This is a genomic window from Euzebyales bacterium (assembly GCA_036374135.1).
Taxonomy (GTDB): Bacteria; Actinomycetota; Nitriliruptoria; order Euzebyales; family JAHELV01; genus JAHELV01.
The window spans coordinates 1-23440 of record DASUUK010000097.1 but is presented as its reverse complement, the minus strand read 5'-3'; the positions used below and the strand labels follow the sequence as shown (position 1 = coordinate 23440).

20 protein-coding genes are annotated in these 23440 nt (G+C 71.6%); 10 read left to right on the top strand and 10 right to left on the bottom strand.

Features of this window, described 5'->3' with window-relative positions; genetic code table 11:
* Window positions 1-90: 90 nt before the first annotated feature.
* A complete protein-coding gene (locus tag VFZ70_16235; protein ID HEX6257358.1) occupies window positions 91-1512 on the top strand; it encodes an AAA family ATPase in 1422 nt (473 codons plus the stop codon).
* 38 nt (window positions 1513-1550) lie between these two features.
* Here the strand turns inward: VFZ70_16235 and VFZ70_16230 are convergent, their stop codons facing one another.
* Entirely contained in the window at window positions 1551-3791 is a 2241-nt protein-coding gene (locus VFZ70_16230; GenBank protein ID HEX6257357.1) for a PQQ-binding-like beta-propeller repeat protein, read from the bottom strand.
* Between the two features lie 287 nt (window positions 3792-4078).
* Between VFZ70_16230 and VFZ70_16225 the strand changes: the two genes are divergently transcribed.
* From VFZ70_16225 to VFZ70_16205, 5 genes are all read left to right on the top strand, one after another.
* Window positions 4079-4243 (top strand): hypothetical protein, encoded by a 165-nt coding sequence (locus tag VFZ70_16225; GenBank protein HEX6257356.1) that lies wholly within the window; start codon window positions 4079-4081, stop codon window positions 4241-4243.
* A 69-nt stretch (window positions 4244-4312) separates the two neighbouring features.
* A complete protein-coding gene (locus VFZ70_16220) occupies window positions 4313-5092 on the top strand; it encodes a hypothetical protein (protein HEX6257355.1) in 780 nt (259 codons plus the stop codon).
* A gap of 66 nt (window positions 5093-5158) precedes the next feature.
* Window positions 5159-5995 carry a PspA/IM30 family protein gene (locus VFZ70_16215; protein ID HEX6257354.1) on the top strand — a complete coding sequence of 279 codons (837 nt, stop codon included), beginning with the start codon at window positions 5159-5161 and terminating at the stop codon, window positions 5993-5995.
* 17 nt (window positions 5996-6012) lie between these two features.
* Entirely contained in the window at window positions 6013-6981 is a 969-nt protein-coding gene (locus VFZ70_16210; GenBank protein ID HEX6257353.1) for an ADP-ribosylglycohydrolase family protein, read from the top strand.
* Window positions 6981-7598 (top strand): hypothetical protein, encoded by a 618-nt coding sequence (locus VFZ70_16205; GenBank protein HEX6257352.1) that lies wholly within the window; start codon window positions 6981-6983, stop codon window positions 7596-7598. The genes VFZ70_16210 and VFZ70_16205 overlap by 1 nt, the downstream gene beginning before the upstream one ends.
* 66 nt (window positions 7599-7664) lie before the next feature.
* Here VFZ70_16205 and VFZ70_16200 read toward each other — a convergent pair whose 3' ends face one another.
* The 7 genes from VFZ70_16200 to VFZ70_16170 all read right to left on the bottom strand — a co-directional run bounded on the left by VFZ70_16200 (window position 7665) and on the right by VFZ70_16170 (window position 14573).
* A complete protein-coding gene (locus VFZ70_16200; protein HEX6257351.1) occupies window positions 7665-8768 on the bottom strand; it encodes a glutamate--cysteine ligase in 1104 nt (367 codons plus the stop codon).
* A gap of 29 nt (window positions 8769-8797) precedes the next feature.
* A complete protein-coding gene (locus tag VFZ70_16195) occupies window positions 8798-10027 on the bottom strand; it encodes an amidohydrolase (protein ID HEX6257350.1) in 1230 nt (409 codons plus the stop codon).
* Window positions 10028-10326: 299 nt separating this feature from the next.
* Window positions 10327-10734 carry a hypothetical protein gene (locus VFZ70_16190; GenBank protein HEX6257349.1) on the bottom strand — a complete coding sequence of 136 codons (408 nt, stop codon included), beginning with the start codon at window positions 10732-10734 and terminating at the stop codon, window positions 10327-10329.
* Complete coding sequence (locus tag VFZ70_16185) at window positions 10731-11180, bottom strand: hypothetical protein (GenBank protein HEX6257348.1); 450 nt, start codon at window positions 11178-11180, stop codon at window positions 10731-10733. Before VFZ70_16185 ends, VFZ70_16190 begins: the two co-directional genes overlap by 4 nt.
* A gap of 308 nt (window positions 11181-11488) precedes the next feature.
* Window positions 11489-12637 carry a M20 family metallopeptidase gene (locus VFZ70_16180; protein ID HEX6257347.1) on the bottom strand — a complete coding sequence of 383 codons (1149 nt, stop codon included), beginning with the start codon at window positions 12635-12637 and terminating at the stop codon, window positions 11489-11491.
* Complete coding sequence (menC, locus tag VFZ70_16175) at window positions 12634-13776, bottom strand: o-succinylbenzoate synthase (protein HEX6257346.1); 1143 nt, start codon at window positions 13774-13776, stop codon at window positions 12634-12636. The genes VFZ70_16180 and menC overlap by 4 nt, the downstream gene beginning before the upstream one ends.
* The gene (locus VFZ70_16170) at window positions 13773-14573 is read right to left on the bottom strand and encodes a GNAT family N-acetyltransferase (protein HEX6257345.1); all 801 of its coding nucleotides are present in this window, start codon (window positions 14571-14573) and stop codon (window positions 13773-13775) included. The genes menC and VFZ70_16170 overlap by 4 nt, the downstream gene beginning before the upstream one ends.
* A gap of 112 nt (window positions 14574-14685) precedes the next feature.
* On the opposite strand from VFZ70_16170, the gene VFZ70_16165 reads away from it, so the two are divergent.
* Genes VFZ70_16165 through VFZ70_16155 form a run of 3 tightly spaced genes read left to right on the top strand, consistent with a single transcriptional unit; the run spans window position 14686 to window position 16821 of the window.
* Entirely contained in the window at window positions 14686-15306 is a 621-nt protein-coding gene (locus tag VFZ70_16165; protein HEX6257344.1) for a hypothetical protein, read from the top strand.
* A 55-nt stretch (window positions 15307-15361) separates the two neighbouring features.
* A complete protein-coding gene (msrB, locus tag VFZ70_16160; GenBank protein HEX6257343.1) occupies window positions 15362-15769 on the top strand; it encodes a peptide-methionine (R)-S-oxide reductase MsrB in 408 nt (135 codons plus the stop codon).
* Complete coding sequence (locus VFZ70_16155) at window positions 15766-16821, top strand: 5'-3' exonuclease H3TH domain-containing protein (protein ID HEX6257342.1); 1056 nt, start codon at window positions 15766-15768, stop codon at window positions 16819-16821. The genes msrB and VFZ70_16155 overlap by 4 nt, the downstream gene beginning before the upstream one ends.
* A 42-nt stretch (window positions 16822-16863) precedes the next feature.
* Here VFZ70_16155 and VFZ70_16150 read toward each other — a convergent pair whose 3' ends face one another.
* Window positions 16864-19497: an AAA family ATPase gene (locus VFZ70_16150; protein HEX6257341.1), complete on the bottom strand. Its 2634-nt coding sequence runs from the start codon at window positions 19495-19497 to the stop codon at window positions 16864-16866.
* 64 nt (window positions 19498-19561) lie between these two features.
* Window positions 19562-22093, bottom strand: a complete 2532-nt coding sequence (gene pepN / locus VFZ70_16145) for an aminopeptidase N (GenBank protein HEX6257340.1) — start codon at window positions 22091-22093, stop codon at window positions 19562-19564.
* Between the two features lie 144 nt (window positions 22094-22237).
* On the opposite strand from pepN, the gene VFZ70_16140 reads away from it, so the two are divergent.
* The coding region (locus tag VFZ70_16140) for a beta-propeller domain-containing protein (protein ID HEX6257339.1) at window positions 22238-23440 on the top strand (1203 nt) is incomplete at its 3' end.

Below are 23440 nucleotides of genomic sequence, written 5' to 3'. Positions count from 1 at the left end.
TGCGGTCGACGCGCCGGGCGCCATCGTGAGAGGACGATAGTCGATGCGGCAACGTGATGACGCCGCCGTGGTGGCGGGGTGGGCGGCGACGTGACGACGTCGTCCGTGCTCGCTTCGCGCGTCAGCCGGTTCGTCGACACCGTCGCCGGCGAGGTCGAACGGCTCGCCACCTCGGCCGGGCTCCCGACCCACGAGATCCGGCAGGACGTGCTCCGCGACGCCTCGACGCTGGTCGCCGGCCTCGTGGCCGCGGACGGCATCGTCACGGACGTCGAACTGCTGGCGATGATCACGTGCTTCGGCGAGCTCGACGATCCGCGCGTGGCGGCCGCGACACCGGTCGAACGCCGCCGCGCCATGCTGCTCGAGTCCGGGACGCAGAGCCTCACGACGCCGTCGCCCGTGTTCAGCCTGCTGCGTGACGCCGATCTGCGCGACAGGGGTCGGCGCTCCCGCGCGTACTACGAGCAGGCGATGGAGGTGGCGCACGCGGCCGTGACGCTCGACGGATACACGGGACGCCTCGAGCTGGCGGCCGTCGAGGAGCTCCGCAGCATGCTGCTGCGGCTGCTGCCCGCTGCCGAGCGCCCCGCGGCGGACGGCGGTGACCCGACGGCGGAACGGGACACCGGTGAGCCGGCGACCGCGATCGGCACGGTGCGCACCCCACAGGATCCGCAGAAGTCCGCCGCGGAACTGTTCGAGGAGCTCGACCAGCTGGTCGGTCTGGAACCCGTCAAGCGCGAGATCCGCAGGGTCGCCGACCTCATCACCGTCGAACGTCTGCGTCGCGAGCGCGATCTGCCGGTCGTGCCGCAGAGCCGCCACCTCGTCTTCACCGGCAATCCCGGCACCGGCAAGACGACGGTGGCACGGCTGGTCGCGCAGCTGTACCGGGCGTTGGGCGTCGTGGGGCGCGGGCACCTGGTCGAGACCGACCGTGCCGCACTGGTCGCCGGCTTCATCGGGCAGACCGCCGCCCGGGTGACCGAGGTCGTCAACGCGGCGACGGGCGGGGTGCTGCTGATCGACGAGGCGTACGCGCTGGTCCGCGGCGACGACCGCGACTTCGGACGCGAGGCCGTGGACACGCTCGTGAAGCTGATGGAGGACCGCCGTGAGCGGTTGGTGCTCATCGTGGCCGGCTACCCCGCCGAGATGGAGGACTTCATCGGCTCCAACCCCGGTCTGCGGTCGCGCTTTCCCCGCGTGATCCACTTCCCCGACTACGACACCAGCGAGCTCCTCCAGATCTTCGAGATCCTCGCCGGGACGCACCACTACGAGCTCACCGACGGGGCGCGCGCCCGGTTGACATCGCACTTCGACGCCGTGCCCCGGGGACCCGGCTTCGGCAACGGGCGGCTGGCCCGCAACCTGTTCGAGGAGGCGTGTGCGCAGCAGGCAAGCCGGTTGGTGCGCATGGGTGACGTGTCACGCGAGGACCTGATGCGCCTCACGGCCGATGACATCCCGCAACGCGGCACTCTGTCAGAGGCCGCTGCGGGTTGACCGCGACCGTCGTCCCGGCGTTCGCGGATCCGCGGACATCAGGTCTCTGCGGCCGCCTCCAGCCGTGCCATCCGTCCGCCGGCAGTGGTCACGAACACGGCCTCGTCGGTCGCCGCCATCGCGCTGACGCTGTCGAACGGCCCCGACTGCCACTGCGTCGTCCCGTCGTCGAGCGCGATCGCCGCCACGGTGCCGTCAGCCGTGGCCATGAAGGCGGCGGTGCCGTTCGTGGTGATGGCCTGGCGCAGCGGCTCCTCCGAGACGATCCGCCACGTCGGTGTGCCGCTCGCGTAGTCGATCGACACCATCTCGCTGGGGCTGCAGATGATCACCTGGCTCTCGCTGACCTGCGTGATGGTCGCGGGGACGTCGTCGTGCTCGAGTTGGGCGCACGATGACCAGCCGGTCTGACCGTCGTCCGCGTCGTACCGGCACACGTCGCCGTTGGCGCCGACGACGAGCACGGCGCCATCCACCGCGATCATGGACGTCGGCTGCAGGTCGTCGAGGTCGACGTCCCAGCGCAGCTCGCGGGTCGTGACGTCGAACGCCTCGAGCCGCGCGCCGTCGGTCACGTACAGCGACGGCAGTCCCTGTGTGCTCCCGTCGAACGCGAGCAGCGTGGTGGCGTCAGCCTCGCTGGCGTCACCCGGCTGGTCGTCCGCAGCGTCGCCGGCGGCGCTCGCGGCGGCACCCGTCGTCGATGTCTCGATCGTCCAGCCACGTTCGCCCGACTGGGGATCCAGGGCGTGCAGCAGCAACTGTCCCTGCTCGTCGCGGCCGGCGGCGAACATGCGCCCGCGCGCCGTGATGAAGGTGTCGATGGCGGGCAGATCGGCGGCCGACGCCTCCCAGACCACGTCACCGTCGATGACGTCGAGGCCGTAGAACCCATCGTCGGTCCGGACGATCGCCATCGGCCCGAACTCCGACAGTTCGCGGACCTCGCCGTTCACGGACGCCTTCCACACCGGGCGCCCCGTCGCCTGATCGACGCTGGTCACCGCTTCGCCCGAGACGCCGATGATCTGCTCGTCGGCAGGCACGAGCGCGGTGATGGTGTCGGCCGCCACCGACTCGTTCCACGACGCTGCGACCTCGGGGGCGTCGACGTCGAGCTGTTGTCCCGCCGAGGTGATCCCCGGCCCCGACTCGCCTCCGCCTGTGAGCATCGGTAGGCCGACGACGACGGCAGCCGCGGCAGCGACGACGAGCAACACGAAGGCGGCGGCGCCCCGCCAGAGCCTCGCGCGGCGGCGACGTCGCTGCGATCCGGGTCCGCGCCGTGGCGCATCCGCCCGCGCCGTGCCGGTCGACGGATCGCCGACCGCCACGGCGGCCCCCAGGCTTCCGTCGCGCACGGCCGCTGCGGCGCTGTCGTCGCGCGGGCCGTTCGCACCGGACGCCGTATCGTCACGGTCGAGCATCCAGCTCCACGAGTGCCTGGACACACCGCCGATGGCCGTCGTCAGCGCGGTGCACGTGGCGAACCGATCGCTGGGGTCCTTCGACAGCCCGTGCGCCAGGCCTTCGGCCACCTTGGGAGGCAGCCAGCCGGCATCACGCAGCAGCTGCGTCGACGGGTCATCGTGGGCGTGCGCGTCGAACAACGCGCCGATGGTCGCGCGATCGAACGGCGGGCGGCCGGTCAGGCAGTGCACGGCGGCACACGCGAGCCCGTACTGGTCCGTGCGCTCGTCGACCGGTGTCCCATGCACCTGCTCCGGCGCCGTGTAGAGCAGGTCCGCGGGCGGTGGCGCGTTCGTCTGGCGCACGGCGGACGTGCGCAGCGGCAGCGTGCCGAATCCGTGCAGTGACATGCGCGGGCCGGACGGCGTGCGGCTGCGGTCGTTGAGCCAGATCGTCTTCGGGCTCAGCGCACCGTGGACGAGCCCGACAGCCGCCATCGCGTCCAGCCCATCGGCGAGCTCGGTGCACCCGGCCAACGCGTCGTCGAGCGGGAGCGCGTCGACCTCGCCGAGCGCCACGGCCAGGGGGCGGCCGTCGGTCGCGCTCGTGATGGCGTACAGCAGTCCGTCGGCCTGGCCCATGTCGCGGACCTTGGGGATGACCGGGTGGTCCAGTTCAGCGACCCGCTCGAGCGTCGTGAAGAACTGGTCGGCGGAGTCGGGATCGGAGAACTCCTCGGAGACGACCTGCAGGAGGACCGGGTAGCCGTCCGAGGCGCGTGAGGCCAGGTAGGTGGCGCTGACCAGCCCGGCGTCCAGTCGCTCATGGACGACGTAGCCCGGGACGGTCCACACACCAACCTCTGCCATGCATTGACACCTGTGATCGACGAGCCTGCAGTGACTGACCGGTGCTGTGACCCCCTGGAACACCCGTGGCGGCGTCGGGCCTGGGCTCGGCCCCGCAGCGGCTCGGCATCGCGACCGACGCTACATCACCAGCATGTGCAGGGCGAGCGGTTCGCAGCAGCGTACTGGATCGCCCGGCGTGACGCGAGCGAAGAGTAGTTCGCGTATCACGTTGGGTCGGCCTCGGGCCGCTGCCGCCGGCAACACGGCGGGGTTACCGCCGCCATGTGCGGTCACGTGCCGGCGCGTTGGCTACGCTGCCTGCAATGCTCGTGCGTCGGCTCCTCGCGCTGCTCCTCGCCGTGGTCCTCGTGCTCGCGGCGATGGAGGTGCGTGCGCGGATGTTCGACGAGCCGACATTGCTCGATCGTCTGACGACCGGAGCCGAGCACCACCTCGCCCAGCTCGTGTAGGAGGGTGCCCACACCCGGCTCCTGCGGGCACACTGGGCGTGCACCACCGGCCGACCGAAGGCAGCGTCGATGCCACCGCCACTCCGCCAGAAGCGTCGGATGCTCCCGCGGGCGAGCTTCCGCGACCGCTTCTTCACCCGTCAGACTGCGCAGGCGATCGCGGCGCCGTCGTCGATAATCACGGCTGGCGCGGGAACAGCCGCCGGCGTGCTGCTGTGGGGTCTGTCGCTGCCTGCAGCCGTGCTCGGCGCCGTGGCGTACGGCGGCTGGGTGCTGGCACGCATGCCGAGGAACCCTCGCACGGCCGATGTCCTGATCGATCCGCAGCGCCTCCACGATCCATGGCGCGGGTACGTTCGCGAGGCGCTGCACGCGGAGCAGCGGTTCGATGCAGCGGTCGAGTCGACGCCCCAGGGTCCGCTGCGCGATCGGCTGGCCGAGATGGGTGAGCGGGTCGCCGGGGCGGTGAACGAGAGCTGGCGCATCGCCAACCACGGTCAGCAGCTCGAGCTCGCGCTCGGGCGATTCGATCCGATCGATCAGCTCGAGCGCAGGCTCGCCGACGCCGGCGGCGACGAGCGCGTGGCGACCTCGGTGCGCTCGCAGATCCAGGCGTACCGTCGCATCGAGGCCACGGCCATCGATGTCCGTGAGCGTCTGCGGCTGCTCGACGCGCGGCTCGATGAGACCGTCGCCAGCGCGGTCGAGGTGGGCCTGCGCGTCGGTGATCCGGTCGAGGTGGGCGCGCTCGACGGCGATGTCGAGTCGCTGGTCACAGAGATGGAGGCGCTGCGGCGTGGGCTCGAGGAGACGGCCGGGTTGACGGCCCGTGGTGTCTCGGCGATGTGACCGGACGCTGGCGGGCCGGTTGCCTATGCTGGCGGTCACGCCGCACTGAGAAGGAAGACCCCTGACATGTTCTCACGGTTCTGGAACTACCTGAAGGCGTTGCTGACGGGAAAGTTCGAAGAGGTCGCCGATCCCAAGATCCAGATCGAACAGGCCATCGCCGAGGCTCGCAGCCAGCACCGCCGGCTGCGCGAGACGGCCGCCAGCGTCATCGCCAACCAGAAGAAGTCGCAGATGGACCTCGACCGTGCGCTCGAGGACCTCGAGAAGCTCAACCGCAACACCCAGCAGGCGGTGCTGATGGCGTCCGAGGCCGAGCAGAGCGGTGACGACAAGCGCGTCGTGGAGCTCACCCAGACGGCCGAGGCCTTCGCCAACCAGCTGATCGCCAAGGAGCAGGAGGTCGACACGCTCCAGGCGATGGTGCTGCGGGCCACGCAGTCCACCGAGCAGGCCAAGGCCGCTGTTGCGCAGAATGCGCAGCAGCTGCAGGCCAAGGTCGCCGAGCGCCAGAAGCTGCTCAGCCAGCTCGACCAGGCGAAGATGGCCGAGCAGATGAACCGCGCCATGGAGACCATGAACGCAGAGGTCGGCCAGGACGTTCCGACGCTCGACGAGGTCCGCAGCAAGATCGAGACGCGGCTGGCGCGTGCGCAGGGCACGACCGAGCTGGAGCGTGAATCGGTGCAGGGGCGCATGCTCGAGGTCGAGCAGGCCGCCGCCGCCAGCCAGGCGGCAGCCCGTCTGTCGGAGATCCGCTCCAAGCTCGGCATCGAGACGCCGAGCGCCGAGACGGCGGAGACGGAGACCGCGGCGGGTTCCACGGCCGCGAGCGGCAGCGCCGCCGCGTCTGACGGCGCGGGGGAGGCGTCGAGCGATGTCAGCGGTGACGCCACCAGCTGACACAGGACGCGCAGTCAATGGCGGGAGCTGGCAGCGACGCGGTCATGGGCGCGCTGCTCGGGGCGCTGGTTGGCGACTGCATCGGCGCGCCGTATGAGGGCGGTCGATCGGTCGGGCTGGCCGGTGGCCGCCGCCGTGTCAGTCGGGCGCTCGCCCGCGGTGATCGTCGCGGACCAGTCGCCGGCGAAGCCGGGTTCCGCCCCCTGCTGGCCTACACCGACGACACCCAGTTGACGCTCGCGCTCGTCGATCACCTGGTCGATGACGACGCACGGGTCGAGCCGCGCCTGCTGGCACGCAGGATGCTCGCGCGGTACGAGCCGCACCGCGGGTACGGACCAGGCATGCGCCGGCTCGTCGAGCTGTGGCGGCACGGGCACGATGTCGAGTCCGCCGCGACCGCCGTATTCCCGGACGGGTCGTTCGGCAACGGTGCGGCGATGCGGGTCGCACCGGTCGGGTTGCTCTGGGCGGGCCGACCGGCGGAGCTCACGGCTGCCGCGGTGCGGTCGGCTCAGGTCACCCACGCGCACCCGGTCGGCATCGACGGCGCGGTGGTCGTCGCGCACGCCGTGGCGCTGGCGGCTGCCGACCGGCGCTTCGCACTGTCAGATCTGGCGCGGCTACCCACCGACACCACGGAGCTGGGCGAGGGGCTCGCCGCTGCCGCACAGGTGGACCGGGACACGGCCCCCGCGTCGGTCGCAGCCCTCCTTGGCACTGCGCCCACGGCACACCGCTCCGTGCCCGCCGCCCTGTGGTGCGCCGCTGTGAGCGCCGACGTGGAGGAGTGCGTGACGCGCGCCGTCGCGTTCGGGGGCGACACCGATACGATCGCGTCGATGGCGGCAGCGGTCCGCGGCGCCGCAGGCGGGGCGTGCGCCATGCCGCCAGCGTGGACCGCGGTGCTGGAAGGTCACGACGTGGTCATCGAGGCGGCCGGGCGTTTGTCGGCCGTTGCGCTCGCGGACGTAGGCGACGGCTGATGGCCGCCCGCTCACCCTACCGACGGCCCCGCCGTGGCCCGGCGTTGGTCATCGTCGCGCTGCTCGTGCTCGCCGGCGCGTTCGTGATCGACGGCGGCGGGCTCGAGGGCCTCGGCGCGGATGGGTCCGACGGGGGACGGACAGCCGGCGGCGCGCCTTCCGAATCAGCGACGCGGACGGTGCCGGCGGAGCTCGACGACCTGCTCGGTGATGCGGTCGCCAACGACGACGGCTCGGTGACCGTGACGCTCGACGAGGTGGAGACCACCGGTCTGGTCGAGGATGCGCTGGCGCAGGCGCCGTCGCAGCAGATCAGCGATGTCACGGTCGACGTGGCCGAGCCACCCGACGATGTGGGCGGTCGGCTGGTCGTCGACGGGCGCCTCGACGAGCCGCCGCTGCCGGTGACGGCGGTTGTGGACCTCGAGATCGTCGACGCCCGTCTGCGGCCCACCGTGCGCGACCTGTCGATGGGACCGCTTCCACTCTCGGACGACACCCGCGCCGACCTGACGCACGAACTGCGCAGCCTCGCAAGCGTTGCCGACGATCAGCTGGCCCTCGACGACCTGTCGACCGTCGACGGCGAGCTCGTGCTGTCGGGGCGCCCCCGCTGATCGACGGGACGACCGTGAGGTCGCCGTCCCGGCACCCGTCCACGTACCATTGCCTGCGCAGCGGCGCTACGAGCAGGTCGCCGCGGCGATCAGGTCGACGGTGTCCTCCAGGCGCCCCGCCGTCGCGAACGCGCTGCGCTGGCGTCGCGCGCCCGACCCGTCGCAGAGCGCATGGTCGATCAGCTCGCACACCTGCTCGGTGTCGCCCTCGACGTCCAGTGCATCACGGAGCTCGTCGATGAGTCGTGCGAAGTAGTCCCGCGGCGCCAGCACCTCGCGCGTGAGCGGATCGAACAGCTGATCCTCGAGCCCGAACCGTGCGGCGCGCCACTTGGCGGCCTGCAGCAGCTCGGCGCGCACGCCCGGCGGCGGCAGGCCACGGCTGACGCGTTCGCGGCCCAGGTGCACCAGCGCGCGGCACAACCCGGCCTGCAGCACGGCCTCGTCGACGGTCATGCAGACGTCGGACACCCTAAACTCCAGCGTGGGATTGTCCTGCGACAGGCGCATGTCCCAGTAGATCTGGCCGAGGTCGATGATGGCACCCGAGTCGATCAGCATCCGCCCGACCGCGTCGTACTCCTCGATGCTCGCGAATGTCTGCGGGATCGCGGCGCTCGGCCAACGGCCCCACAGGATGCTGCGGTAGCTGGCGTACCCCGTGTCGTGCGTGTCCCAGAACGGTGAGTTCGCGCTCAGCGCCAGCAGTGCGGACAGGTATGGACGCACCTGGTTGAGGATCTGGACGGCCTCCTCACGGTCGGGCACGCCGACGTGCACGTGCATGCCGCACGCCATCATCTCGCGGCTGACCTGCTGGTGGGCCCGTTCGATGTCGCGGTAGCGGGGCTTCGGGGTGATCTGCTGCAGCCGGCCCCGCGCCAACGGCATCGTGCCGGCGGCGAGCACCCGCATGCCGTGCCGGTTCGCCGTCCCGCACAGCTCGCGGCGCAGTGCGGTCAGCTGCTCGCGGATCTCGTCCAGCGTGGTGCACACGACCGAGCCGGTCTCGACCATCGACAGGTAGATCTCGCTCTCGAACTGCTCCGGCTCGAAGCCGTCACGGTCGAGGTCGTCCAGCAGCACGTCGCTGTCGTGCAGCAGCATCCGCGAGGCGGCATCGGCGACGTGGAACTCCTCCTCCACGCCGAGGGTCAGGTGGTCGGTCACCCGGCCAGCCTGCCCGGGCGGCGTGGGGACTAGTCAGGTGCGATCGACGACAGCGCCTCGGTCGTCAGCAGACGCCGGATCGACTCGGCGAACACCGCGACCCCGACCGGGAGGGCCGACTCGTCGATGTCGAAGTGGGCGCTGTGATGCGCCGCCGTGATGCCGCGCGACGGGTTGCTGACACCGAGGCGGAACATGCACACGGGAATGCCCGTGCTGCCGAACGCGAAGAAGTCCTCGGCACCCATCGACGGGTGCTCTTCGACGGCCACGCAGTCCTCGCCGCAGATCGACCTGGCGGCGGCATGGACCATGCGCGTCAGCGCCGTGTCGTTGTAGCCGGCGGGGTAGCCGTTCTGGATCGAGACGGTCGCCGACGTGCGGTTGGCCGACGCGATCGCGTGCGCGATCTGCTGGATGCGCTCGATGAGGTACGCCCGGGTGTCGGGGTACAGCGAACGCAAGGTCGCCTCCAGCGTCACGCTCGAGGCGATGACGTTGTGGCGGGTGCCGCCGTGGATCGACCCGAACGTGATGACCGCGGGCTTCAGCGGGTCGATCTCACGGGTGACGATCTGCTGCGCGTTGGTGATCAGGATGGCCGCGACGGGGATCGGGTCGATCGCGCGGTCGGGATGCGCGGCGTGCCCGTCGATGCCGTGGATCGTGATCGTGATGTCGTCGACCGCGCCCGTGACCGGACCGCTGCGCAGCGCGACCGTGCCGGCGCGGTGGTTGCTCGCGGTGTGCAGCGCCAGGATCGCGTCCGGTGTCGGGTCGTCGAGCACGCCGTCGGCGACCATCGGCTCGGCACCGCCGCCGCCCTCCTCGGCCGGCTGGAAGTACAGGACGACGCTGCCGGGCAGCTCGGCCTGTCCGGCGAGGAGCTCGGCCAGGCCGAGCACGCACGCCACGTGCGCGTCGTGGCCGCACGCGTGGGAGACGCCCTCGTTGTCGGACCGGTACCCGTCGCGCCCCGGCGCCTCGGTCACCGGCAGCGCGTCCATGTCGGCACGCACGCCGACGCAGCGCCCGCCGCGGCCCTCGATGACCGCCACCACGCCGGTGCCGCACACGCGGCGGTGCTCGATGCCGAGGTTCGACAGGACCGACTCGACATAGGCGGCGGTGCGGTGCTCGCACCAGGCAAGCTCCGGGTGGCGGTGCAGCTGCCGACGGTGCCGCACCAGCTTGTCGCGCAGGGCTACCGCGTGGTCGTGGATCATCGCCGGCGTCCATGCCGTCGATGGCATCAGCATGCGTGTTCCACTTGGAGCGGCAGAATCCACCATGAGGCGCAACGCTATCCCGTAGTCGTCGAAACCGCGAACCAACACCATGCCTGAGAAGAGGCGCGGGTTGGTTCGCTTGATACGCTAGTGTACGGTATCACCTTGCGTAACCCGTCGTGCACATGGACGGGCCGCGCGGATGCCATGCTGCGATCAGGTGCTGGCGCGATTACTCCGGGTAGCCTCACATGACGTGATCACCCTGCTCGAGGCGTCTTTGGCGGCGGTCGTCGGTGTCTCGTGGCCGCCGGCAATCCACGATCGGTCTAGCGGTCCGACAGGCGCGTCCGCCGCACGGGCTCGCTGCCGCGCCCCGCCGTCGCGGCATGGCGGTTGACCGCACGTCGCCGGACCTGTAGCAGGATCAGCATGTTGAGTGAGTGCATCGCGCCGAGGCTCAGCAGCAGCAGGCCGAAGCGCCGGACGGACGAGCGCAGGGCCGACAGCGCCGTCGCGTTGGTGTCGATGTCCAGCAGCAGCAGCGCGTACCCGACGGTGAACACGAGGAACCCGGTGACGAGCAGGCGGCTCACATACGCCGCGAGGTCCGTCTGGCTGCGGAACACGTCGTGGAGGAAGATCTGTCCGTCGCGGTGCAGCAGGATCCCCATCCACGTGATCAACGCGATGGCGAGCAGCACGTACACCACGTAGACCGCGATCGCGCCGTTCATCGGCCGCGCCGTCGCGCCGCCTGCTCGCTCGGCGTCTCGTCACTGGGCGTCGAGGCGCTCCGCCGTCCCGCGCGGCGACCCGCGCGGCGTTCCGCATCGGCCTCCTCGTTGCGCGATCGACGGAAGCGCAGGAAGATCAGCGTGCTGAGCTGGTGCAGCAGGCCGAGGCTGACCAGCAGGATGCCCAGGCGTCGGACGAGGAACTCCAGTGCGTCGATGCTGTCCATCGGGCCCTCGACGCGCAGCAGGAGGAACGCGTAGCCGAGCGTGAACAGCGCGAAGCCGATCACCAGCAGCCGGCTGGTGGCCTGAGCGAGCAGCGGTTGCTGGTCGTCGCGTTGCCGGAGCAGTTCGAGTCCGTTGCGGTACAGGGTGGTCGCCAGCCAGATCGTCAGCGTGACGGCGACGACGATGTAGAGCACCGACACCACCAGGGTGTTGCCCATCCGACACCTTTCGCGATCACGCCGTTGACCGCCATGAAACCACCTCGGTGGTCTTCTTTCCGCGATGGTGCTGCCCGCAACCTGCGGCGGGGCGGGCAACTGTGCCGCATCCGGCCGGTCATGATCCGTTCGCGGCGCCGGAGCGCAGCGACTGCGCTGCTCGCGTGTTTCGTGGAAGGCTCCGTGAAGTTGCCCACCGCCCCGACGTTTCTCCACTCAAGCGAAGGGCATCGCCGGCAATCGTCGCCCGGGGCGCGGGTGACAGCAGGGGGTTCCGTCCGGCGGGTCACCACCACCACAGCGGCGGCTCAGTCGTCGGGGGCGGACAGCAGCTCGGCGAGCAGTGCCGCACGCTGTGGCAGCGAGTCGACGTGCACCCACTCGTGGTCGGTGTGCAGACCGTCGCCGATGCCGCCCAGGCCGTCGAGCGTCGGGGTGCCTTCGTCGGCCGTGAAGTTGCCGTCACTCGCGCCGCCCGCGGAGGCCTGCGTCAGGTCGAACCCAAGCCGCTGCGCGCACGCGCGAGCACGTGCGTACAGGTCATCGGTCGCCGACGAGCGGAGCATCGCCGGTCGGTTGACACCGCCATCGACGGTGACGGCGACGTCGTCATCGGCCTGCAGGTCCTCCAACGCGAGCCCCACGCGCTCGGCTTCGTCGGGGTCGGTGAACCGCACATCGATGACCGCCTGGGCGTGTGCCGCGACGACATTGGCCCGTGTGCCACCCCGCACGGTGCCGATGTTGACGGTGGTGCCACGCGCCTCGTCGCTGAGCCCGGCGATGCGTGGCAACAGCCGCGCCAACGCGACGATGGCGTTGCGCCCGTCGAAGAACCGCTGGCCCGCGTGGGCGGCGCGCCCGTGCGTGGCGACGGTCCACAGGCCCACGCCCTTGCGCTCGGTCTTGAGCGCACCGGCCGACGTGCTCGCCTCGAACACCAGCGCGGCCGCGCTCGTGCGCGCACGGTCCCGGATCAGCGCCGACGATGTGATGCTGCCGACCTCCTCGTCGGCGGTCACGAGCGCCACGACGGGCCGACGGGCCGGCGTGCCCGTGGAGTGCAGCTGCGCCAGGGCGCGTCTGGCGATCACCAGACCCGCCTTCATGTCCTGCGTGCCCGGGCCCCACGCGCGTCGCTCGTCGTCGACCCGCCACGGGTTGCGCTGCAACGTCCCGACGTCGTGGACGGTGTCGTAGTGGCCCACCAGCAGCACGGGTGCCGCGTCGGCGGGTGTGCCGGGTGGACCGGCCCAGCGCAGCTCGAGGTGGGTGCCCACCCCGTCGACACGGTGTCCCTCCACGGTCGCGCCGGCCTCCCGCCACCGCCCGGCCAGCACACCGGCGAGTGTGTCGAGCCGGTCGACGTCGCCCGTGGGTGACTCGTGGAGCACCACTTCGCGCAGTTCGTCGACCATCGCGTCGGTCTGGGCGGTGAGGTCGTCCAGCAGGGTCATCGGCCAGCCACCACGCCGTCGGTGGCGTCGAACACCTCGCGGTGGACGACCACCGCGTCGAGGCGGTCGTGGTCGACCACCGCATCGACGCCCGCCGCATCGGGCACCTCGACGGTGCCGTCCGGTGCGAGCGTGACGGCCGGCTCGATGATGTCGCGCTCCCAGTAGCGGTCGCTGGCGGACGTGTCGCCGGGCAGTGTGAACCCGGGGAGGCTGGCCAGGGCGATGTTGTGGAGGCGGCCGATGCCCGTCTCGAGCATGCCGCCGACCCACAGCGGCATCCCCTCCGTGACCGCCCAGTCGTGGAGCGCCAGGGACTCGGCCAGGCCACCGAGCCTGCCCGGCTTGCAGTTGATGATCGCGCAGGCGCCGATCGACGCCGCGCGCCGTGCGTCGGCGGTCGACCGGATCGACTCGTCCAGGCACAACGGCGTCCGCAGCCGCGGCGCGAGGCTGGCGTGGTCGATGATGTCGTCGTGGGCCAGCGGCTGTTCGATCATCGTGAGGTCGAACGCGTCGAGCCGCCGGAGGTGGTCGGCGTCGTCCAGCGTGTACGCGGAGTTCGCGTCGGCCATCAGCGCCACGTCGGCGAACCGCTCGCGCACCGCGGCAACGCGCTCGACGTCGGTGCCCGGCGCGATCTTGAGCTTGATGCGGGCGTAGCCCTGGTCCACGAAGGACGCCACGCGGTCCAGCAGCGCCGCGGTCGAGTCGGCGATGCCGATGCTGACACCGGCCGGCACGGCCGCCCTCGTGCCGCCGAGCACCGCGGCGAGCGATCGACCGGTCGCGGCCGACCAGGTGTCCCACACGGCCATCTCGATGGCGGCCCGGGCCATGGGGTTGCCGCGGACCTTCGCCCAGCGGTCACCGACCGTCCGCGGATCGTCGACCGTGTGACCGAGGATCCGCGGCAGCAGGTGGTCGCGCATGACCGTCACCGCACCGGCGACCGTCTCCTCGCTGTACACGGGATCACGGCCGGCGACCAGTTCACCCCACCCGTCCACGCCGTCGGCGCGCACCCGTACGAGCACGACGTCGCGCTCGAGCTGCGGTCCGAAGCTCGTGACGAACGGGTGGCGCAGTGGCAGCGTCAGGAACACGAGCTCCACACGGTCGACGCGCAGGGCGGTCATGGCTGCACCCGCAGCACGTACGCGTGGCAGTCGTCGGTGACGTCGCGGGCCAGGTCGACGGCGACCATCCCCGTCCGGAAGGCGGCAGACAGCGCGGCGCGCAGGGCGCTGCGCCAGGCCGGGCCCGCCGCCGGATCAACGCGTCGGAGGCGATCGAAGTCGGCCGGCACGGCCACCAGCGCCGCGTCGCCGTCCAGGGCGTCCGGGATGACCGGACCGGGACGCGGTGCGCCATCGGCTCCCGGCACGCACGACAGCGCCCACGGTCCGTCCGGAACCTCGGCGGGCACTGCGCGGTCGCTGTCGACCCACCACTCCGCGAGCAGGCGGTCGGTCGGCAGCCCGGCGTTGATCGCGTCGTCCATGGGACCGTAGTGATCGACGTGGTAGTGGCGTGCGACGGCGCCGAGCCGGTGCAGGTTCAGGTACGCATTGCGCGCCTGCAGCGGATCGAACGTCCACGTGATGCGCTCGAAGCCGCGCGCGGCGGCGTGGCGCCGCTGGGCCATCTTGAGCGCCTGACCGATGCCGCGCGACTGCATGCCGGGGACGACGGCGAGCATGTGCGAGCACAGGATGGGCGTGTGACCGTCGAGGCCGACGAACCCGTAGCAGAAGCCGATGGGCTCGCCGTCGCCGCGTGCGATGAGCAGCAGACCGCCGTTGTGCACGGCGGCGCGGATCTGTTCGGCGGGCACCACCCCACGGTCGGACATGCCCCATGCACGACGCTGGATGTCCTCGGCGATCCGACACGAGTCCGGGTCGTCAACGGCGTCGATCTGGACGTCATCCATCGACGGCCGAGTGTGGGCTGCCGTGGACGCGAACGCAAGTTCTGGTTCCGGTTGGCTATCGTGAGGGCGAACGCCGCGCCAAGGCGCGGCTCAGCGAAGGAGACCGACCGGCATGTCCGTCCACCAATGCCCCCGCTGCGAACTGCGCTTCCGCAACGAGACCGAGCTCAACTACCACCTCACCTCCGAGCACATGGTCGACCCGCAGTCCGTCGCGCCCATCCGGTACGGGGGCGCCAAGCAGCAACGTCCGCTGTACAGCGACTTCGTCGAGGACACGCAGATGCGGCGGCGCAAGGTGCTGGTGGTGGGCAACGCCGTCCTGCGCGCGCAGCGCCTGCAGGAGGCGATGACCGGGCGGTCCGGTGACGTGGAGTACCACCTGGTGGTCCCCGCCGTGCGCTCAACGCCGGTCGCGGGCGAGCACGCATGGTTCGAAACGGTCGGTGAGGTCGCTCACCCCGCCGAGGGTGATCTGCCCGGCCGGACGCTGGCCACATATCGGCTCAACGAGGCGCTGGGGCGGCTGCGCGACGTCGGGCTGACCGTCGACGGGTCGGTCGGGGACGCCGATCCGCTGCGGGCCACGTCCGACGCGCTCAAGCGCTTCAAGGCAGACGAGATCCTCCTGGCCACGCTGCCGCGCGCCGAATCGGGCTGGCTCGAGGCGGACCTGCACACCAAGATGGAGCGCCGGTTCAACCTGCCGGTTACCGTCGTGGCAGCGGCGTGAGCCCGCTGGCCCTCGCGACGTGAGCGCGGGACCGGACCGCACCGAAAGGGAGACGATGGCCGAGCAGATCGAACGCACCGACGAGGAGTGGCGCGCGCAGCTCACGCCCGAGCAGTACCGGATACTGCGCGGCAAGGGAACGGAGCGGCCGTTCAGCGGCGCGTACTGGGACGTCAAGGCCGACGGCACGTACCGCTGCGCGGCCTGCAACGCACCACTGTTCACCTCCGACACCAAGTACGACTCGGGAACCGGCTGGCCGAGCTTCTACGAACCCGTGTCACCGGATGCCGTACGCACCGAGACCGATCGCAGCCTCGGCATGGTGCGCACGGAGGTCGTGTGCGGCACGTGCGGAGGGCACCTCGGCCACGTGTTCGACGACGGCCCCCGGCCCACCGGTCAGCGCTACTGCGTCAACTCGGTCGCGCTGGACCTCGAGGAGACCGAACCGACGTCGTGACCGAGTCGCTCGCCCTCTTCGACGCCGATCTCGCACCGGCGGCCGCGGCGCTCGTCGACCCACTGCCCAGGGGGGCGGCGCCCCCCGCCACCGCCGAGGTGCGCGACGGCGAGGTGACGGAGCCGATGCTGCTCGCCGTGGACGGCAACGCCCTGGTGCACCGGGCGTTCCACGCGTACGGCGGCACTGCGGGCGGCGCTCGGTACGGCTTCTTCGCGTTGCTGTCGGTCGTGTGCGACCAGGTGACCTACGACGGGTTGGTGGTCGGCTTCGACTGCCGCGAGCACTCGCGTCGTCGGGCGACGTACCCCGACTACAAGGGACAGCGCCCGGACAAGCACGCCGAGCTGGACGTCTCGCTCGACGAGTTGCCACAGATCGCCGCCGACATGGGTGCGCACGTCATCGTCGCGCCGGGCTGCGAGGCCGACGACGTCGTCGCCTCGGCCGCCGCGACGGCGGAGGACGCCGCCTGGCGCTGCGTCGTGGCGTCGCCCGACCGTGACGTGCTGGCACTGGTCAGCGGGCGGACGAGCGTGCTGCAGGTGCGGGGCGGGCACCGGCCGATCCGCACCGTGACCGCCCGCGACTTCCGCCGTCGGTACCGCATCGCGCCGCAGCAGTACGTGCAGCTGGCCGCCATACGTGGGGACGCGTCGGACAACCTGCCCGGCATCGCCGGCATCGGCGCCAAGAAGGCGGCGGATCTGCTGCGGATGTACCCCACGGTCGAGGAGGCGGTCGCCGACCCGCTGGGCTGTCGCAGTGTGCTGGGACCGGAGCTCGGCCAGCTCGTAATCGACGATCTGGCGTCGCCGACGTCGGTGTTCCGGCGCAACGTCGAGCTGATGACGTTGGACCGAGGGCTGCCGGTCGATCTGGACGCGACCCGCCGCGCGGCCACACCGGAACAGATCCTGACGGTGTTGCGCACGTACCGCATGACCGGTCTGCACGCGCGCATGTGCACCGCACTGTGCCCGGCCGGCGACGGCGTGCCGCCGGTCGGCGACGGCGACGCGCCGCCGGACGTCCCCTGGGACGCCACCTGACCGCTGGGCCGCACCCGACCTCGGACGCGCCGTGGCCGACGGTCAACCGACCGCCTGCCCGGATCCATCGGTGGCGGCACCTGACAGCGCGACGTCGATGGCATCGTCCAGCGACAGCTCGGCGCCGGCCGCCTCCAGCGCTGCGACACGCTCCGCACCGAGTGCGGCGATCAGGTCCGAGCGCACGCGCTCGTACTCCAGGCGGTCGACGGGTTGCCGGGGGAACCGGAGCCGCGCCATGGCCGCGTTCGCAGCTCCGAACAGCGTCGCCGACCGTTCGGCCCGGCCGACGCCCTGTTCGTGGCCGGCGACCTCGCTGAGTGCCATGGCCGCCAGGTCGCGACGCGCTTCCTTGGCCAGGGTCGCCAACGCCTGGGTGCTCAGCTGCAGCGCCGTCAGGGGATCGCCCCGGTGGCGGACGACGGCGGCAAGGTTCGACTGCAGGATGGCGATGTAGCGCTGGTCGCCGGTCGGGCCGATGAGCGCGACGGCCTCCTCGTACGCCGCCGCCGCCTGTGCCAGGTCGCCGGCGGCCCGGGCGACCTCACCCATCGCCGACAGCGCGTCGGCGAGCACGCGCCGGTTGCCGCGGATGGTACGCGCGATCCGGACGCCCTCCGCCGTCAGCCGGCACGCCTCGTCGTAGTGGTCGTCGTCACCGACGTAGGTGAGCGCGAGCATGCCGAGTGCGTGGACCGCGCGGACCTGATCGCCACAGGTGGTGAGATCGGCCAGCGCCGCCTGCCAGTGGTGTCGCGAGCCCGCGGGGTCTGCATCGATCTCGTACGAGCCCAATGCGGCGTGCAGCCGGCCACGCATGGCGCAGTCGAGCAGATCCGGGTGCTGCATCGCGCGGTCGACCCATGCGCGTCCCTCGTCGTAGGCGCCGCCCCAACGCCAGTACAGGTACAGCGCCGCAGTGATGCGGACGCCGAGCGCGGCGTCACCGCCGTCGAACGCCCACCGCAGTGCCGCCCGGATGTTCCCGAGGTTCTCGCTGACCCGATCCTCCCAGCCGGGGGCGTTCTCGTTGACCAGTCCGTCGTCCGCGGTCTCCGCCAACGCCGCGAAGTGCTGTGCGTGGGCGGCCCGCACAGCGTCGGCGTGGCCGGAGGCGTCGAGGCGCTCCCGCGCGAACTCGTGCACGATCTCCAGCAGCACGAAGCGGACGTCGCCGTCCGCGCCGATGCGACGCTGGACGAGGCTCTTGTCGACCAGGGCGGTCAGTCCGGCGACGACGTCGATGTCGGTGCCGCACACGGCATCCACGGCGTCCAGGCTGCGGCCGCCGTCGAAGGCCGCGAGGGCCTCGAGGAGCCGCTGCTCCTCCTCGGGAAGCAGGTCGTAGCTCCAGCCCAGTGTCGCGCGCAGCGTACGGTGTCGCGCGGGGCGGTCGCGGGCGCGTCCGGACAGTGCGTCGAACCCGAGTTCAAGGCGGTCGCGCACGGCGGTGACGGGCAGCACGCGCGACTGGGCGGCGGCCAGCTCGATCGCGAGCGGGAGTCCGTCGACGAGGCTGCAGACCTCCCCGATCGCATCGAGGTCGCCCGCCGTCGGGTTGAAGGTCGGGTCGTGCGAGCGTGCGCGGTCGAGGAACAGGGCGACCGATGCGCTGACCTGTCCGGGCGTTGCCCCGTCGCTGTCAGGCGTCGGCAGTGGCGCCAGGGGGTACGTGCGTTCTCCGTCGATCAGCAGCCGTTCCCGGCTCGTGACCAGTGCCCGCACGCGGGGCGCACCGGCCAGGATCCGGCTGACGACCGGCGCGGCCGCGATCACGTGTTCGAAGTTGTCGAGGATCAGCAACGCCGAGCGCTCCCGCAGCAGGTCGGTGATCGCCGCTTCAGCGCCCTCGTCCGTTCCGCCGTCGACGCCGAGTTGCTCGGCGATCAGCTGCGTCACCTCGGCGGACCGCCTGGTGCGGGCCAGCTCGATCAGCCAGACGCCGTCGGGAAACGCATCGCTGGTGAGGGCACCCACGTGGACGGCGATCCGCGTCTTGCCGACACCACCGGTGCCGGTGACCGTGACGAGCCGGTGGTCCCGCAGCATGCCGACGATCGCGGTGATGTCGTCGTCACGGCCGATCAGCGTGCTGGGCTGCTGGGGCAGGTTGTGGCCGGTGTCGCGCAAGGTCCGAAGCGGTGGGAAGTGGTCGGTGCGCCCCGCAGCGGTCGCCTGGAACAGGTGGATCGGGGCGTCCAGGTCCTTCAACCGGTGGACTCCCAGATCCGTCAGGTCGACGGTGGCGGGGACGCCCGCGATGGCGCGGCAGGTGGCGGCCGACACCAGTACCTGTCCGCCGTGCCCAGCGTCTGCGACACGCGCGGCCCGATGCAGCGCCAGTCCGAAGTGCTCGCCCTCGTGCAGGATCGCGTCGCCGGTGTGCACGCCCATCCGCACCCGCACCCGCAGGGCGTCGGGCCACGGATGGGCCGCCAGCCGGCGTTGTGCGTCGACGGCGGCGTGCACACCGTCGCGGGCGTGCGTGAAGACGGCCAGGCACCCGTCGCCCTCGAACGGCCGCATGGCGCCATCCGCCGCCCGCACCGCCGCGCCGATCAACGCGCGCTGCTCGGCGACGAGCCGGGGGTAGTCGTCGCCGGCGATCCTGAGCAGGCGCGTGCTGCCCTCGATGTCTGTGAGCAGGAACGTCACCGGCCTTGCCGCCGCCGCCATGCTGGTGATGGTAGCAACGCCGGCACACGCGTCGCGGCGCAGGCCTGACGCGAGGGACGCGAGGTCAGTCCCGGTCGGCGGCCCTCGCGCGCAACGTGCGGCGCAACTCGTCGATCTGCTCGCGCAGGATCCGGCGGGCGGGCTCGGGCAGCCCCGGCGTCGCCAGCGCACCGCCGGCGGCCTCGAGCGTCGCCTCGGACGCCACCGCGAGAGGAAACAGGCCCTCGGTCAGGTCGAGCGACTCCTGGCGGACCCGGTTGCGCCACAGGTCGGGCAGTACGTCGACGAACCGGTCGACAAACGGTGTGAGCAGGTCCGGCTGGTCGTACCGGTGGAAGCCCGCGCAGATCGAACGTCGCATCGCGAGCGGCAGGTCGCGGTCACGTGCGCGTGTCCATGCCTGCTGCTTCGCCGACGCGAGCGGGCGCGCGGCGAGCGCCGTCGCGGCCCTACGGGATCCCTCGTCGGTCGGGTCGTCCGCGCGGACGGCCTCGATCTCGTCGGCGCCGAACTGACCCCGTGCGGCGAGCGTGATCGCGGCGTGCCAGCGCAGGTCGTGGTCGACGACAAGGCCGTCCGGCACGTCGCGGCCGTCGAGCACGGTGCGCGTCCACGACGGATCGCCCACCGCCATGCGGCACCTGGCCCACACGAGCTGGAGATCCGAGCCGGGTTCGGCGGCGTCGAGGGCGTCGACGGATGCGCGTGCGAGCACGGTCCGCGCCGCCTGCCGGTTGCCCGGATCGCCGTAGCGGTCGATCGCCGCGATCGCCTGCATCGTCAATCGCCGCAACGTGTCGGTCTGGGTCTCACCGACCGCGTGGTCGGCCACGAGTTGCACGTAGCGGCGCGCCGGGAGGTGCGCGTCACGCACGAGATCCCACGCCAGCAGCCAGGCGTGCGCGCGCGTCAGCGGCTCGGCGATGTTCGACATGCCGCCCAGCAGCGTCTCGAGCGATCGGTCGTCCAGCCGCACCTTGACGTAGTTGCGCAGTCCGTCGTTGAGCAGCGTGAGGTCGGCCGCTGTGCGACCGAGCAACGCCTCGACGGGTGTCCGGGCCGTCGTCACATCGAGGTCGATGGTCTCGCGTCGGACGATGTCGTCCGCGTTGCTGCCGTAGCGGCCGATCGCCACCCGCATGTCGCGCGGCAGCACATCGTCCCCGGTCGACGGGTGCTGCACGAGCACGGCGTCGTCGTACCGCCCGTCCCGGTCGGTGGTCGTGGTCAGTTCGAGCGTCGTCAGCCCGGTGGTCGTCAGCCACTGCTGGGCCCAGCGGTCCATGCTGCGACCGGACGTCTTTTCCAGCGCGGTGAGGAAGTCGGCGAGCGTCGCGTTGCCCCAGGCGTGCCGCGCGAAGTAGTCGCGCAGCCCGCTGAGGAACGCGTCGGTGCCGACCCAGGCAACCAGCTGTCGCAGGACGAGCCCGCCCTTGGCGTAGGTGATGCCGTCGAAGTTGTGGATCGCCGTGTCGGTGTCGGGGGCGTCCGCGACGATGGGGTGGGTCGTGGGCAGCTGGTCCTGACGGAACGACCAGGTGACGTTCTGGTTGACGAACTGCACCCACGCGTCGGTGAACCGCGTCGCCTCCGTCAACGCCCAGAACGAGATGTACGTGGCGAAGCTCTCGTTGAGCCAGAGGTCGCCCCACCACCGCATCGTCACGAGGTCGCCGAACCACATGTGCGCGAGCTCGTGCAGGATCGTCGCGGCGCGCGACATGCGGGCGGCGTCGGTCACGCGTGACCGGAACAGGTAGTTCTCGCTGAATGTGACGCAGCCGGCGTTCTCCATCGCGCCGAAGTTGAACTCGGGTACGAAGAGCTGGTCGTACTTCGAGAACGGGTACGCCAGTCCGAAGGCGTCGGCGTAGAACGCCATGCCCGCCCGCGTGATCTCGAACATCTCGTCGGGCTCGAGGTGCTCGGCCAGCGACGCGCGGCAGTACAGCGCCATCGGCACGTCCGCGTCGGGCGCGTGGACGACGTGCAGGGGGCCCGCGACCATCGCCGTCACGTAGGTCGACAGCGGCGGCGTGACGTCGAACCGCCAGATGTCCACGTCGTCCGCCGTGTGCGACGCCGGCTCACGCGAGGCCACCGGCTCGTTGCTGATCACCGTCCAGTCCCGGGGTGCGCGGACCGTCAGACGGAACCGTGCCTTGAGATCGGGCTGGTCGAAGCACGCGTAGACCAGGTGCGCGTCGAACGGCTCGAACTGGGTGTGCAGGTAGACGGCGTCGTCCGTCGGGTCCACGAAGCGGTGCAGGCCTGTGCCGGTGCGCTGGAACGCGCAGTCGGCGTGCACGATGAGCTCGTTCGTGGCCGCCAGGCCGCGCAGGGTCAGGCGGTTGCCGTCGAAGGCCTCGGCCGGCACGTCCACGCCGTTCAGGGTGACCGACCGCAGCCGCGTGGCCGTCAGGTCGATGAACGTCGATGCACCGGGCGTCGAGCACGAGAAGCGCGCCCGCGTCGCCGACGTGAACGTGTCGCCACGACCGTCGCCCAGGTCGAGGTCGACGTCATAGGCGACGTCCCCCAGCAGCCGCGCGCGCGCTGCGGCCTCGTCACGTCCCAGGATGTTGTCGTCGCTCATTGGCTCCACCGTCGTCGGCACCGTCCGCCAAGGCTAGCCGTCCGCGGTCGTCGCACGGGTGCCACGACCCTGGGCCGTGGTGCACGAGCGCAACCGGATCGCCGAGGTGGGAACCCTCCACGCGCGCAGGACGTCAGTACTGGCATGGGACGATCTCCACGCAACGCGACGCTCCGGCGGTTCGCCGGCGCGCTCCTCGCGCTGGCGCTCGGCGCGACCGCGTGCACGCCGCCGTCGACCGACGACACCGATGGGGCGGCGGGCGGCAGCTCCGGCGACGCAATCACCTTGGCCCGCTTCGCCAGCTGCGACGCCTTCGCGGCGGAGGTGCAGCGCCGGGCGTTGGTGGACGTGTCGCCGTACGGCCTGGAGTCACCGGCGTTCGCGACCGGCGCGACCGACGCCGTGGCACTCGAGGCGGGCGACGCCGGAGCCGCGCCGACCGCCGGTCAGGACTTCTCGGGCACGAACGTGCAGGAGGAGGGCGTCGACGAACCCGACGTCGTCAAGACCGACGGTCGGTTCGTCTACTCCGTGGCCGATGGGGTGCTGCGCATCGTCGACGTGCGCGGAGCGCGACCCGAGGTCGCGGCGATCCTGCGTGCCAGCGACGGTGTTCCGCGCGAACTGCTGCTGCACGGCACGCGGCTGCTGCTGCTCGGCGACGACGCGAAGGCACCCCCGCCACCGCCGGGCGCCGACCCCCAGCTGTCCGAGCCCGCCGACGTCGGCGTCCTGCCACTGCCTCCGCTCGCCGTGCGCACGCGCATGTGGGCGGTCGATGTGGGTGCGCCGTCGGATCCGCGCATCACGTCGACGATGGCCGTGGACGGCACGCTCGTCACGTCCCGGGCCGTCGACGGCACCGCGCGGATCGTGCTGCGGTCGACACCGCTGCCGGAGGCGCTGGTCATGCCGGGCGGCGGGGCGCCGGACGCCGAGCGCGCCGTGGCCATCAACCGGCAGCGGATCCGGGACGCGGCCGCGGCCGAGTGGCTGCCCCACGCGACGGTCGACGACGCGCCACCGGAGCCGCTGGTGACGTGCACGGCGGTCCACCGATCGTCACAGGGCGCCGGCACGGGCATCGTCTCCGTGCTGTCGGTGGAACTGGATCGGCCCGAGCTGGCGACGGATCGCGTCGATGCGGTGCTCGGCGCGGCCGAGACCGTCTACGCCGACCGCGACAGCCTGTACGTGACCACGAGCCGCTGGCCGCAGATCCTGCCCGTCGAACCGTTGCCCGTCGAACCGTTGCCGGTCGAGCCCGTGCCGGTCGAGCCCGTGCCGGTCGAGCCCGTGCCGGTCGAGCCCGTGCCGGTCGAGCCCGTGCCGGGCGAGCCCGTG